Source organism: Dactylosporangium sp. NPDC005555, from assembly GCF_040605635.1.
Lineage (GTDB): Bacteria > Actinomycetota > Actinomycetes > Mycobacteriales > Micromonosporaceae > Dactylosporangium.
Genome location: NZ_JBEXDG010000018.1, coordinates 21,676 through 34,766, shown reverse-complemented (window position 1 = coordinate 34,766; position 13,091 = coordinate 21,676). Strand labels below are relative to the sequence as shown.

At 72.5% G+C, this 13,091-nt stretch carries 14 protein-coding genes; 5 read left to right on the top strand and 9 right to left on the bottom strand.

Annotated elements, in window-relative coordinates:
* Positions 1-12 precede the first annotated feature (12 nt).
* Genes ABZS58_RS21535 through ABZS58_RS21515 form a run of 5 tightly spaced genes read right to left on the bottom strand, consistent with a single transcriptional unit; the run spans position 13 to position 4,703 of the window.
* Positions 13-963, bottom strand: a complete 951-nt coding sequence (locus ABZS58_RS21535) for a methionine synthase (protein ID WP_354784038.1) — start codon at positions 961-963, stop codon at positions 13-15.
* Positions 960-2,030 carry a tRNA 2-thiouridine(34) synthase MnmA gene (gene mnmA, locus ABZS58_RS21530; protein WP_354784036.1) on the bottom strand — a complete coding sequence of 357 codons (1,071 nt, stop codon included), beginning with the start codon at positions 2,028-2,030 and terminating at the stop codon, positions 960-962. The genes ABZS58_RS21535 and mnmA overlap by 4 nt, the downstream gene beginning before the upstream one ends.
* Positions 2,031-2,065: 35 nt before the next feature.
* Positions 2,066-3,235, bottom strand: coding sequence for a cysteine desulfurase family protein (locus ABZS58_RS21525; RefSeq protein ID WP_354784034.1), 1,170 nt, complete (start codon positions 3,233-3,235; stop codon positions 2,066-2,068).
* A 29-nt stretch (positions 3,236-3,264) separates the two neighbouring features.
* Positions 3,265-3,897 carry a class F sortase gene (locus ABZS58_RS21520; RefSeq protein WP_354784032.1) on the bottom strand — a complete coding sequence of 211 codons (633 nt, stop codon included), beginning with the start codon at positions 3,895-3,897 and terminating at the stop codon, positions 3,265-3,267.
* A complete protein-coding gene (locus ABZS58_RS21515; RefSeq protein WP_354784030.1) occupies positions 3,897-4,703 on the bottom strand; it encodes a DUF4397 domain-containing protein in 807 nt (268 codons plus the stop codon). Before ABZS58_RS21515 ends, ABZS58_RS21520 begins: the two co-directional genes overlap by 1 nt.
* Positions 4,704-4,877: 174 nt before the next feature.
* On the opposite strand from ABZS58_RS21515, the gene ABZS58_RS21510 reads away from it, so the two are divergent.
* The gene (locus ABZS58_RS21510) at positions 4,878-5,498 is read left to right on the top strand and encodes a sigma-70 family RNA polymerase sigma factor (RefSeq protein ID WP_354784028.1); all 621 of its coding nucleotides are present in this window, start codon (positions 4,878-4,880) and stop codon (positions 5,496-5,498) included.
* Positions 5,452-6,288 carry an anti-sigma factor gene (locus tag ABZS58_RS21505; protein WP_354784026.1) on the top strand — a complete coding sequence of 279 codons (837 nt, stop codon included), beginning with the start codon at positions 5,452-5,454 and terminating at the stop codon, positions 6,286-6,288. Before ABZS58_RS21510 ends, ABZS58_RS21505 begins: the two co-directional genes overlap by 47 nt.
* A gap of 106 nt (positions 6,289-6,394) precedes the next feature.
* Here the strand turns inward: ABZS58_RS21505 and ABZS58_RS21500 are convergent, their stop codons facing one another.
* The 3 genes from ABZS58_RS21500 to ABZS58_RS21490 form a co-directional block, all read right to left on the bottom strand.
* Entirely contained in the window at positions 6,395-7,357 is a 963-nt protein-coding gene (locus tag ABZS58_RS21500; RefSeq protein WP_354784024.1) for an electron transfer flavoprotein subunit alpha/FixB family protein, read from the bottom strand.
* A gap of 14 nt (positions 7,358-7,371) precedes the next feature.
* The gene (locus ABZS58_RS21495; RefSeq protein ID WP_354784022.1) at positions 7,372-8,151 is read right to left on the bottom strand and encodes an electron transfer flavoprotein subunit beta/FixA family protein; all 780 of its coding nucleotides are present in this window, start codon (positions 8,149-8,151) and stop codon (positions 7,372-7,374) included.
* A 373-nt stretch (positions 8,152-8,524) separates the two neighbouring features.
* On the bottom strand, positions 8,525-11,050 hold the full coding sequence (locus ABZS58_RS21490; RefSeq protein ID WP_354784020.1) for an FtsX-like permease family protein: 2,526 nt from the start codon (positions 11,048-11,050) through the stop codon (positions 8,525-8,527).
* A 50-nt stretch (positions 11,051-11,100) separates the two neighbouring features.
* On the opposite strand from ABZS58_RS21490, the gene ABZS58_RS21485 reads away from it, so the two are divergent.
* Genes ABZS58_RS21485 through ABZS58_RS21475 form a run of 3 tightly spaced genes read left to right on the top strand, consistent with a single transcriptional unit; the run spans position 11,101 to position 12,161 of the window.
* Positions 11,101-11,466: a DUF202 domain-containing protein gene (locus ABZS58_RS21485; protein ID WP_354784257.1), complete on the top strand. Its 366-nt coding sequence runs from the start codon at positions 11,101-11,103 to the stop codon at positions 11,464-11,466.
* The gene (locus tag ABZS58_RS21480) at positions 11,463-11,777 is read left to right on the top strand and encodes a DUF202 domain-containing protein (RefSeq protein ID WP_354784018.1); all 315 of its coding nucleotides are present in this window, start codon (positions 11,463-11,465) and stop codon (positions 11,775-11,777) included. The genes ABZS58_RS21485 and ABZS58_RS21480 overlap by 4 nt, the downstream gene beginning before the upstream one ends.
* Positions 11,778-11,804: 27 nt before the next feature.
* On the top strand, positions 11,805-12,161 hold the full coding sequence (locus tag ABZS58_RS21475; protein ID WP_354784017.1) for a PLD nuclease N-terminal domain-containing protein: 357 nt from the start codon (positions 11,805-11,807) through the stop codon (positions 12,159-12,161).
* Here ABZS58_RS21475 and ABZS58_RS21470 read toward each other — a convergent pair.
* Positions 12,139-13,089 carry a diacylglycerol kinase family protein gene (locus tag ABZS58_RS21470; protein WP_354784015.1) on the bottom strand — a complete coding sequence of 317 codons (951 nt, stop codon included), beginning with the start codon at positions 13,087-13,089 and terminating at the stop codon, positions 12,139-12,141. The two genes, ABZS58_RS21475 and ABZS58_RS21470, sit on opposite strands and share 23 nt — an antisense overlap.
* Between the last annotated feature and the right edge of the window lie 2 nt (positions 13,090-13,091).

The following is a 13,091-nucleotide window of genomic DNA, read 5'->3' as shown; positions in this document are numbered from 1 at the left end:
GTACGACAGAAATCAGAGATCGTCGGTGAGCCGCCGCCCGGCGTCGCGCACGGCCCGCAGCGCCGGCACCGGCGGGCCGGAGAGCCCGCACGGCGGCGTGACGACGACCTGCACCGCGAGCGAGCTGAGCGGGAAGCCCAGCTTGCGCCAGAGATCCCGCACGGTCGTTGCGGGAGACCCGCCGGACACACCCGCGAAGAGCGCCATGCCGCCGTCGATCTGCTCACCCAGGGCATCGAGGTCGGAGATCAGCGACAGGTCCAGCGCGATCGCGGTGGCACCGGCCTCGCGCAACAGCGAGAAGGGCACGTCGGGCGCGCAGCAGTGCACGACCACCGGCACCCCGGCCGCGTCGATGACCGAGGCCAACGAGGAGCGCGCGACGGAGGAGGAGACCGAGCGCAACGTGGCGTAGCCGCTCTCCGACGGCACCCTGCCGGCCAGGACCGCGGGCAGCGACGGCTCGTCGACCTGCAGCAGGATCGTGGAGTGCGGCAGCCGGGCCCGCACCGACGCGACGTGTGCGCGGACGCCGTCGGCCAGGGACGAGGCGAGGTCGCGGGTGGCGCCGTGGTCGCGCAGGAGCGCGCCGCCGATCGGCAGCTGCAGCGACGCCGCGAGGGTCCACGGCCCAGGCACCTGGATCTTGAAGACGCCCTCGAACGAGGAGGCCTGGTCGGTCATCGTGTCGAGGTCGCGGTCCAGGAAGTCCAGCGCGACCCGCAGGTCGTGGCCGGCCCGGGAGGCGACGCGCCAGCGACCCGCGTACAGGTCGATCGGCAGCTCGGTCAGCAGCGCCCCACCCCGGCCGATCATGTCGGCGCCGGCGCCGCGATCGGGCAGCTCCGGCAGATACGGAAGGTCGGGCAGCTCGCCGAGCACGATCCGCTGCGCTTCGGCGATGTCGGTGCCCGGCATCGAGCCGATCCCGGTGGCGGACCCCACCGGCCAGGGGAATGTCATGAAGTTTCCGAAATGGTCGCGGATCCGAGCACGATGTCACCGTCTGGAGACGGCTGGTAGCAGACCAGCGCCTGGCCCGCGGCGACGCCGCGAGCGGGGGAAGCGAGCGAGGCGGTCACAGACGCACCGTCGAAGACCACGGAAGCGGGGAAGACGGACCCGTGCGCCCGCAGCTGCACGGAGCAGTCGACGGCAGCGGACGGGGCGTGCCAGATCGGCCGTGTGCCCACCACCGTGGAGACCTCGAGCAGGGAGCCCGGACCCACGGTGACCGTGTTGGTGGCGGGCGTGATGGACAGCACATAGCGCGGGTTGCGGTCCGGCGCCGAGACGCGCAGGTCGAGCCCCCGGCGCTGCCCCACCGTGTAGGCGAACGCGCCCTCGTGCCGCCCGATGACGGCACCGGTGGTGGCCTCCACGATGTCCCCGGGCTGTGAGCCGAGCCGGTCCGCGAGGAACTTGCGGGTGTCCCCGTCGGCGATGAAGCAGATGTCGTGGCTGTCCGGCTTGTCCGCCACCGCGAGCCCTCGTTCGAGAGCCTCCGCGCGGACCAGGGTCTTCGTCGAGTCGCCGAGGGGGAACATCGCCCGGGACAGCTGCGCGGCGGTCAGCACCGCCAGGACATACGACTGGTCCTTGGCGTAGTCGACGCTGCGCCGCAGCAGTCCGTCCGCGCCCAGCCTGGCGTGGTGCCCGGTGACGACCGCGTCGAACCCGAGGGCCACCGCACGGTCCAGCACCGCCTCGAACTTGATCTTCTCGTTGCACCGCAGGCACGGGTTCGGGGTGCGGCCGGCCGCGTACTCGGCGACGAAGTCGTCGACGACGGAGTCGTGGAACTGCTCCGCCATGTCCCAGACGTAGAACGGGATGCCGATCACATCGGCGGCGCGCCGCGCGTCGCGGGCGTCCTCCAGGGTGCAGCAGCCACGGGCGCCGCTGCGATACGTCTGTGGGTTGCGCGCCAGGGCGAGGTGGATCCCGGTCACGTCGTGACCGGCCTCGGCCGCCCGCGCGGCCGCCACCGCCGAGTCGACCCCACCTGACATCGCCGCAAGCACTCTCACAGGACGAAGCCTACCCAGAGCACGACGAAGCCCACCTAGAGGCGGGACTTGACCGCCCCCGCCCGCCGGGCCCGCTCGACCGCGCCGGGCAGCGCCGCGACGAGCGCGTCGACGTCGGAGACGGTCGAGGTGTGCCCGAGCGTGAAGCGCAGCGACGAGCGTGCCTCGGCGTCACCGGCGCCCATCGCGATCAGTACATGAGACGGCTGAGCGACACCGGCCGAGCAGGCTGAACCGGTCGAGCACGCGATGCCCTGGGCGTCGAGCAGCAGCAGCAACGCGTCGCCCTCGCAGCCCGGGAACGAGAAGTGCGCGTTGCCCGGCAGGCGGTCCGCGGGGTCGCCGTTGAGGATCGCGCCGGGCACGGCGGCGCGGACGCGGGCGACCAGGTCGTCGCGCAGCCGCCCGATCCGCTCGGCGGTCTCGCGCTGGGTCTTGACCGACAGCTCGACCGCCACGGCGAACGCGACGATGCCGGGCACGTCGAGGGTGCCGGACCGCACGTCGCGCTCCTGGCCGCCGCCGTGCAGCAGCGGAGTGCAGGCGACCTCGCGGCCGAGCAGGAGCGCGCCGACGCCGATCGGGCCGCCGAGCTTGTGCCCGCTGACGGTGAGCGCGGCCGCGCCGCTGGCGGCGAAGTCGACCGGGACCTGCCCGACGGCCTGCACCGCGTCGGTGTGGAACGGCACACCCGACGCTGCGGCGGCTGCCGCGAGATCCGAAACGGGCTGGATGGTGCCGACCTCGTTGTTGGCCCACATGACGGTGGCCACGGCCACGTCGTCACCGTCGAGCGCAGCGGCGAGATCGGCCGGATCCACCCGGCCCGACGAGGAGACCGGCAGCCAGGTCACCGCCGCGCCCTCGTGCCGCTCCAGCCAGGTGACGGCGTCGAGCACCGCGTGGTGCTCGACCGAACTGGCCACGATCCGGTTCCGGCGCACGTCAAGAGCTCGCCGTGCCCAGAAGATGCCCTTGGTGGCGAGGTTGTCGCTTTCGGTGCCGCCGCCGGTGAAGATCACCTCGGACGGCCTGGCGGCGAGCGCGTCGGCGATCTGCTCGCGCGACTCCTCCACCCGGCGGCGGGCCTGGCGGCCGGGTGCGTGCAGCGACGAGGCGTTGCCGACTGCACGCGCCGCGGCGACGAAGGCGTCGAGCGCCTCCGGGAGCATCGGCGTGGTTGCGGCATGGTCGAGGTACGACATCGGGCCCAAGCCTAACGGCCGTCCGCTCCTTACCGCTCTACCGGCTGCGCGGTGATCACCACGTTGTCACGGTAGTGGCGGGTCTTCGCGTCGAAAGGGCCACCGCACGTGATCAGGGTGAGCCGCGGCGCGCCGTCCCGTGCGAAGTATCGCTCCAGCGGAACGGCGGTCTTGGCGAAGATCTCCCTGGCCACGACCGTGAAGTTCCGCACCGCACCGTCACTGCCGGTGACCGCCACCGTGTCGCCCGGACCCAATTCGCGCAGTCTGAAGAACGCGCCCTTGCCCTGCTCCGCACTGTCGACGTGCCCGGCGATGACGATCGATCCGGCGGTCGCCTCCAGGCCGGGGCCGAAGCGGTACCAGCCGACCTTGTCGATGCTCGGCGGGACCGCGAAGTCGCCCGTCGCGGAGTCGATGCCGACCGCGTCGACCCGGGCGGTCAGGTTGAGCTTGCCGATCGCCAGCCGCGCCGGCGCGACCGTGGCGGCCGCGCCGGGCAGCGTCCCCGCCTGCACTGGAACCCCGCCGGAAGCGGCCGGCGCGGAGGAGGCGGCGAGCGCCGAGGCGGTCGCGCCGCCGACGCTCGGCGCCGGATCGTCCGCGCACCCGGCAAGGGTGAGCAGGACGACCACGGCGCCGAGCACGGATCTGCGGTGCATCAGGCGCGGACCCGCCGCCGCACGGCCACGGCCCCACCGGCGAGCGCGACGACGCCGGCGATGGCAAGGGCGTACAGACCCCACGGCGTGGGCTCGTCGAGCAGGCCACCGGTGCCGCTCGGCACGCCACCCGGCGTCGAGTGCAGCCCCTCGATCTTCTGCGCGACCACGCCGAGCGTCTTGTCCGTGGCTGAGCCGACCGCGTAGACGATGGTCGAGGTGCCCTCGGCGAGGGTCAGGCTGGCCGCGGGGATCGCGACGGTGGTGGTACCGGCGAGCACGACGTCGGCGCTGACCGTCCCGGCGGCGATGTCACCCTTCGCCTCGTTCGGGTTCGTGAGGTTCTTGAACACGGGCTGGCCACCGGCCCGCACGTCGACCGCGGGCGCCGCCGCCGTGTGCCGCACGACCAGGCGCGCCTTGCCGGCCGCGACCTTGCTCACGTCGTTGACGAACGGGGTCAGGGTGGGCTTGCCGTCGGCCGTCAGGTGCGCGACCAGCGTGATGTTGGCGTCGGCGGGCACCGCGGCCTGGTCGACCTTGATGATCGGGCTGGTCACCGGGTCACCCGGCTTGACGATCACGATGTCGTACTTGCCCGCGGGCAGGTCCAGCGGACCCGCGACCGTGGAGGGCTGGAAGTTGTTCAAGGTCTTGGCGCCGTTGACGTAGACGTCGACGGGCTGGCCGGGGATGCCGTGGACCACCGACACCTTCGACGGCCCGGCCGCGTGCGCCGGGGTTGCGAAAACAGCCGTGGAAGCGGCCACGACGAAGAGCGCGGCAACCATCCTGCGAAGACGCATCTGGAGATCTCCCTGTCGAAAAGGACGATGACGGCCAGGGATTCGCCGCCGGTACCGACGGCAGATGCGCCGAGTGGAAATGACCACGAAGTGCATCCGGCGACCCCTTCCGCGCCGAACACGTATGCGGAAGTCCCCCAGTGAGATGCGATAGCTTCAGGACGTGCCTGTGCGATGGCGGCAACCGCGGTGAGCTCGACGAGCGTCGAGCATTCGACCGACGGCGACGACGGCTTCGCGGACCTGTTCCGTGCCGGTGACGAGCGTGCGCTGCGACAGGCGTACGAGCGCTACGGACCGGCCGTGTTCCACCTCGCCGCGCGCGGTCTGGCGAGCACGACCGACGCCGAGGACGTCACGCAGGCCACGTTCGTCGCCGCGTGGCTCGGCCGGGAGAGCTTCGACCCCTCCCGCGGGTCGATGCTCGGCTGGCTGCTCGGCATCGCCCGGCGCAAGGTCGTCGACCAGATCCGCGCCACCGCCCGTGACGACCGGATCACCGACTCGGTCCGGCGGCTCGCCCCCGCCGACCGGGTCGAGACGCCCCCGGACCGGGTCGTCGACCGGCTCGTCGTCGCCGACGAGATGGCCCAGCTGCCCGGCGAGCAGCGGCGGGTGCTGGAGCTGGCGTTCTACGACGACCTGACGCACCCGCAGATCGCGGCGGTGACGGGCCTGCCGCTGGGCACGGTGAAGAGCCACCTGCGGCGCGGGATGGCGAGACTACGCAGTCGATGGGAGGTGGACGGTGTCACATTTGGAGCCCGAGCGGCTGGTGCTTCTGGCGCTCGGTGAGGAGACCCTCGACCAGCACGAGACCGGCCACCTCGACACGTGCGGGCGGTGCCGCTCCGAGATGGCCGAGCTGCGCGACGTGGCCGGCCTCGGCCGGCAGACCCAGCGGCTGCGTGACCTGCCGCCCCCGCCGGAGCACGTCTGGCAGCGGATCCGCGCGGAGCTGGCGGCGACCGACCGGGCCACGCCCCCGCCGCCGGTAACCCTGCACACCGATCCGCCTTCTGTTCCCGCATCGGCGGGTGTACGACCACAGCCCGCACCGACCGCCGGCAGGCAGGCGCCGCGGCGGGCGGCCCGGCCGCGCAGACACGGCTGGGGCGTCACCGCCGCGGTCGCCGCCGCAGCGGCTGTCGTGGCCGCGGTCGCCGCCGCCGGCGGCACGGCGCTGGTCCTGCGGGACGAGCCGGCGGCGAGCCCCGCCGCGGCCTGCTCCGCCGGCGCGCCCAGGGTGTCCCTCGAAGCGCTGCCCGGCGCACCGCCCGGGGCGGGCGGATATGCCTGCCTCGTCAGCGTCGGCGGGGAGCGGAAGCTGGTCGTGCACGCGGAGGGAATGCCGGCCCAGCCGGACGGCGACTACGAGGCGTGGCTACTGGACTCCACCAGCCTGCAGGGTCCCGGCCTGCGGATGCAGGCGCTCGGCGTGATGGGCGCGAAGGCCGACCAGGAGCTGACCGTGCCCGGTGCCCTCGACCTGAGCAAGTTCAACATCGTCGACATCTCCGCCGAACCCCACGACGGCGACGCCACCCACTCCGGCAGGAGCCTGCTCCGCGGCACCCTGCCGTAACCGCGCGGCACCCTGCCGTAGCCGCGCGGCACGCCGCCGGGCCGACGTGGCGCACAACGGAAAGGGCCGCCCACCGAGGAACGGTGGGCGGCCCTTCGCGTGGACGTCACTTGCGCTTGCGGATCTCCTCGGCGGCCTGCGGCACGACCTTGAACAGGTCGCCCACGACACCGAAGTCGGCGAGCTCGAAGATCGGCGCCTCGGGGTCCTTGTTGACCGCGACGATCGTCTTCGACGTCTGCATACCGGCCCGGTGCTGGATCGCGCCGGAGATGCCGAGCGCGACGTACAGCTGCGGCGACACCGTCTTGCCGGTCTGCCCGACCTGGAACTGGTGCGGGTAGAAGCCCGAGTCGACCGCCGCGCGGGACGCGCCGACCGCGGCGCCGAGCAGGTCGGCGAGCTCCTCGACCAGCTTGAAGTTGTCCGCGCTGCCGACGCCGCGGCCGCCGGAGACGACGATCGACGCCTCGGCCAGCTCGGGACGGGCGCCCTTCGCCTCGACCTTGCGCTCGACGACCTTCGCCAGCTTGTCCTTGTCGGTCAGCGCGACCTCGACCTGCTCGACCGACGGGGTGGCCGGCGCCGGGGCCGGCGTGAGCGAGTTGGGCCGGACGGTGACGATCGGCAGGCCCTTGCTGACCTTCGACCTCACGATCGTCGAGCCGGCGAAGACGACCTGCGTGCCGACACCCTCGGCGTCCAGGGCGACGACGTCGGTGAGCAGCCCGTTGTCGAGCTTGACGGCGACCCGGCCGGCGATCTCCTTGCCCTCCTGGCTGGAGGCGATGAGGACCGCGGCGGGCGACACCCGCTGGATCAGCGACGCGAGGACGGTGGCCTTGCCGGCCACGAGATACCCGTCGAGGTCCTCGCTCTCGGCGGCGTAGATCTTCGAGGCGCCGAACTCGCCGAGCTTGTCGGCCAGCGCCGCCCCTGAGACAGCACCCGGGCCGCCCAGGACGACCGCGGAGACGTCGCCCAGCGTGCGGGCGAGGGTCAGCATCTCGAGGGTGACCTTCTTGACGGCGCCCTGGGAGGCCTCGACGACGACCAGTACTTCAGCCATGGTTCCGAACTCCCTTAGACGAACTTCTCGGAGGCCAGGTATTCGACGAGCTTGCTGCCGCCGTCGTCACCCGCGTCGATCTTGTTGCCGGCCTGGCGGGGCGGGCGCTTGTTGTGCTCGACGACGGTGCTCGTCGCGCCGTCGAAGCCGACCTCGCCGGCGGCGATGCCCAGGTCGCCCAGCGACAGGGTCTGCAGCGGCTTCTTCTTGGCCGCCATGATGCCCTTGAAGGACGGGTAGCGCGGGTCGTTGATCGTGTCCCACACGCTGACCAGGGCGGGGGTCGAGGCGGTGACGACCTCGTAGCCCTCGTCGGTCTGCCGCTCGATGGTGAGCGAGGTGCCCTCGACGGTGACCTTGCGGGCGCCGGTCAGCGCCGCGATGCCGAGGCGTTCGGCGATCATGTGCGGCAACACCTGCACCCGGCCGTCGGTCGACTCCGCGCCGCAGATGACCAGGTCGGCCTCCTGCCGGGCGATGGCGGCCGCGAGGACCTTCGAGGTGGCGACGGCGCACGAGCCGTGCAACGCGTCGTCGACGACGTGGACGGCGGAGTCCGGGCCCATGGACAGGGCCTTGCGGATCGACTCCGTGGCACGGTCGGGTCCGACGGTCAGCACGACCACCTCGCCGCCGTGTGCCTCCTGGAGGCGCAGCGCCTCCTCGATGGCGTATTCGTCCATCTCGTTGATGACGTTGCTGGCTGACGCGCGGTCGACGGTGTTGTCGTCACTGCGCAGGTTGCGGTCCGCGCCGGAGTCCGGCACCTGCTTGACGAGTACGACGATCTTCATCGTGGTCCGAGGTCCTCCTGCTTGACGGTCGCCGCGCCGTCGCGGCTGACTTGCGCCCCACGTTACGGCTCGACCCGCTCGACGACGGGTTCGCCTCTCGAATGTTACTCAGGAGTAGGTTCGGAAGGGCGGTGAAAAGTGTCACGAGACGGTTCACCCTGAAGCCGGGGGTGGGGGAAATGTCACAGAACACCGCGCTTTTCGAGCCGGCCCGCGAGCTCTCCGCGGCGGTCGCGCGGCACGCTGCGGAAAAGGTCACACACCGGCCCTGCGAGGCGCCGGACCAGCACTGGTGCACGTGCGGTCACCCCCGCGAGCGCTGCGTGTCCGAGCTCATCCGGTCCCTGTGGCACATGCCGGTCTGACCGGCGGATCAGTCGTCCGCCATGACCGCGGCGACCTCCGTGCGCGCCGCCCGCCGGGCCGGCAGCACCGCGGCGACCGCACCGGCGGCGGCGGCCAGGGCGACGTAGAGCAGCAGCTGCCCGTACGGCACGACGGGGTACCCGTGGCCGAACTGCCGGATCAGCCCGACCGACGCGGACACACCGACGAGCACGCCGAACCCGACGCCGACCACCGCGCCGACGAACGCCATCAGCATCGCCTCCAGCACCAGCATCCCGCGCAGCTGACCGCGGGACAGCCCGAGCGCCCGCAGCAGCGCCGACTCCCGAGTGCGCTCCAGCACCGACAGGGCGAGGGTGTTGGCGATCCCGGTCAGGCCGATGACGATCGACATGCCCAGCAGCGCCGAGAAGACGCCGAGCTGCTCGTCGAGGGATCCGGTGATCCGGGCCCGCCACTCGGCCTGGCTGCTGACCTGGGTGAGCGGCGCCTCCTTCAGCGACGCGTCGACCGCGGCCCGCGAGTCGACCGGCGCGACCCCCTCGGCGGCCTTGACCAGCACCTGGTCGGGATCGCCGGCGCCGAACACGGTCGCGTAGTCGCTCCAGTCCAGCAGCGCCTTGCCCTCGGTCGGCGCGTCGTCGTAGAGCGCGGCGACGGTCAGGGTCAGCGTGCGGACCGTGACCTGCCCGCCGACGCGGACACCGAGCTCGTCGGCGAAGAAGCGGTTGAGGGCGACCGTGCCCTGCTTGAGCGCGCCGGCGGACCCGGCGGTGATCTCGGGGCGCAGGACGGTGTCCAGGGCGCCGGGCTCCATGGTCCAGATCTCGGTGTACCGGCCGTCGACGTCACCGTCGCGGCTGCGGGCGGCGGCGACCGCGGCCAGCTCGCGGTGGGTGCGCATGGTCTCGGTCACCGCGAGGGGCACCTTCCGGCTCTGGCCGCCGGGGGTGTAGACGCCGCTGATGATGTAGTCGACGGAGAAGTTCTCGTCGAGCTCCTGCTCGGCCTGCGCCCGCGCGGTCGCCAGCAGCACGCTGAAGACGCTCATCAGCGCCAGGCCGACCATGAGGGCACTGGTGGTGGCCGCGACCCGCTTGGGGTTGCGCAGGGCGTTGGTGACCGCGAGCCGGCCGGCGGCGCCGAACAGCTTCGCCGGCGCCCAGCCCGCCCATGCCGTCAGCCGCGACACGATCAGCGGCGCGGCGATCACGATGCCGGTGAAGACCCCGATCGCGCCGAGGAACACGATCGGCACGCCGGTGAACCCGGGCACCGTGGTGCCGTACAGCATCAGCAGCCCACCGGTCACGGCCGGCACGGCGGCCACGACGATCCGCAGCAGCCGCCGCCCGGTCGCGACCTCCGACGCCGCGGTGGTGCGCAGCGCGGCGATCGGGGGGATGCGGCTCGCGGTGGCGGCCGGCAGCAGCGACGCGATCACCGTGAAGAGCGTGCCGGCGACGACCCCGACCAGCACGGTGGTGGGGGTGACGATCAGCCGGTCGACGCGGACCCCGCTGCCGACGGTGTTGCGGCCGATGAGCAGGCCCTCGCCGACGACGGTGCTGACGAGCAGGCCGCCGAGGGAGGCGACGACGCCGACGACGACCGCCTCCAGGATCACCGAGCCGAACAGCTGCCCCTTGGACGCCCCGACGCAGCGCAGCAGCGCCAGCTCCCGGATCCGCTGGGCGACCAGGATCGCGAAGGTGTTGTAGATGACGAAGACCGACACCGCCAGGGCGATCAGTCCGAAGCCGAAGATCACGATCAGGAAGCCGTCGACGTACTTGGCGGCGGCCTGCGCGTATTCCTCGCGCATCTGCGCGCCTGTGGTCACCCAGGCCCGGCCGCCGAGCGCCGAGGAGAGCCGGCCGGCGAGCTCCTCCTGCGACAGGCCCGGCTGCCCGGACACGACGACCTGCGCGTAGCCGTCGGCGCCGGTGAGCGTGCGCATGTCCCCGGGGGTGAGCGCGGCGACCGTGAAGCCCGCGAAGCGCTTGTTGGCGCCGAGGTCCATGATGCCGACGAGGGTCAGCGCGACCGGTTTCTGGTCCGGGCCGACCACGGACACCTGCTCGCCGACCGTGAAGCCGTAGATCTCGGCGGTGGTGTCGTCGACCGCGATCTCGCCGGTCCGCTGCGGCTGCCGGCCGGTGCCGATGTCATACATCGACAGGTGTTCGTCGCCGGGGGTCGACAGCGCCCAGCCGATCCGGCCGAGGTATGAGATGAGCCGCCCGTTCCTGTCGAGCATCGGCAGCCGCTCGGCCATCCTGCCGTCGGCGTGCGTCACGCCCGGCACGGCCCTGACCTCGTCGACGATGCCGACGTCGAAGCGCTGCCCGGTCTCGCTGAAGCCGGAGGAGCCCACGGAGGCGTCGACGTTCTTCGCGGCGCGCGCGAGATCGTCGTAGAAGGCGGCCTTGGCCGTGTCGCCGTAGACCAGGGTGCCGGCGAGGAAGCCGACACCGATCATGATGGCCGTAGCGGTGAGCAGCAGCCGTAGCTTGTGAGCACGGAGCCCGGCGAGAGTTGTTCGCAGCATCGCGCGCGACTGTACCCAGTGCCTCTGAAAGGAGTCTGAGAATGGTGTCGATGTGGGCCGTCGTCCGGCGCTGGTTCGACCCCGCCGAGGTGCACTCGGTCGGCACGACCCCCGACTACCGCTTCTCGCTCGCGAACGAGCGCACGTTCCTCGCCTGGCTGCGCACCGCCCTCGCCCTGGTCGGCGGCGGGCTGGCGATCGCGCAGTTCCTGCCCGGGCACCGGCTGCGGATCGTGATCGCGGTGTCGCTCTTCGCGCTCGGCGGGCTGGTCGCGGTCCGCGCGGTCGACCACTGGGCCCGCAGCGAGCGGGCGATGCGGCTGGGTGAGGCGCTGCCGCCGTCGCGATTCCCCGCGATCCTGGCCCTGATCGTCGCGGTGGGCGCGGTCGCCCTGCTGGTGGCGACGTTCCTGTGACCTCCCCGGTCCGCCCGTCCGAGGACGGTCCCCCCGGTGCGCAACTGGAGCGGACCATGCTCTCGTGGCGGCGCACCAGCGTGTCGTTCACCGCCGTGGCGCTGCTCCTGGCGCGGCTCGCCGCGGTCGAGGCACCCCGCCCGGTCGCGCTCGTCGCGGTGGCCGCCGTCGGGCTCACGTGGGCCGCCGCGATTCACCTGATCAGGATGAGAATCGTGGGGCTCACCCGCCCGGTACGCCGCACGCTGCCCCTCGTCGTCACGCTCATCCTCCTGTACAGCGTGACGGGCACCCTCTTGCTGGTGTCATAGGGCGCTCCACTGCGTCATGATGGCGCCATGGGACGTGCACTGCCCTTTCTCATCGTGGTGGTCGCGACGCTGGTCGCGTTGATCGACTGCCTGTCCACGGACCGCGACGACGTCCGGGGGCTGCCGAAGGTCGTCTGGTGTTTCGTCATCCTGGTGCTCCCCGTCGTCGGCGTGATCGCCTGGTTCTTCGCGGGCCGTCCGCTCGCGACCGAGCAGCACGCCGGGCTCGCCGCACAGGGCGGCGCGCGGCGCAGGCCGGCGAAGCCGGTCGCGCCCGACGACGACCCGGACTTCCTGCGCAACCTCGACACCAACCAGTCGCGCCGGGACGCCGAGCTCCTGCGCAGCTGGGAGGAGGACCTCAAGCGTCGCGAGGAGGAGTAGCCTCCGCCGTCTGCGCACTCCTGGGCACGCAGAGCAGGAGCGCGGCGGGTGAGATCCGGGCGACGAGCGTCCGGGAGGGTGCGACGACGTCGCCGTCGAGCTCACGGGCCTGCTCGCGGTCGGTCCGGACCTCGACCTTCCTCGCCCGGAAGGTCTCCAGCCGCGGGGTGCCACCGCGGCGCATGACGACGCCCCAGCCGAGGCGCACCCAGTCGGTGATGTCCCTGGGGGTCAGGACCGCCACGTCCAGCCAGCCGTCGTCCGGCCGGGCGTCCGGGAACAGCGGGATCCCGCCCTGGAGGCGGCCCACGTTGGCGACGAGCACGCTGCGGGCCCGGCGGCGGATCCAGCGGCCGCCGTCCAGCCGGATCCGCATCAGGACCCGTTTGCGGTGCAGCTTCTTCACTCCCGCCGCGACGTAGGCGAGCCAGCCGAACCGCCGCTTCGCCGTGTCGGGGGTGGCTTCGAGCATCTCCGCGTCGAAGCCCATCCCGGCCATGACCGTGAACGTGCCGGCGTGCCCGGTGCTGGTGTCGGCGCCGTCCACGACGCCGACGTCGATGCGGCGGCGGTCGCCGTGCAGCGCCACCTCGACCGCGGCCCGCACGTCGCGGGTGACGCCGAAGTTGGTGGCGAGCAGGTTGCCCGTGCCGGACGGGACGAGGGCCAGGGCGACGTCGGTGCCGGCGAGGACGGAGGCGACCGCCATGACGGTGCCGTCACCGCCGCAGACCAGCGCCACGTCGACGCCCGCCTCGACCGCCTGCACCGCCATGCCGCAGCCGGGGTCCTCCGGGGTGGTGGTGAGCCAGAGCGGCTCGGGCCGGCCCGCCTCGGCGAACAGGCCGCGGATCTCCTTGCGGCGCTCGTCCAGGTCGATGACCTTGGACGGGTTGACGATGACCGCCGCGGTCCGGGTGTCGCTCATAC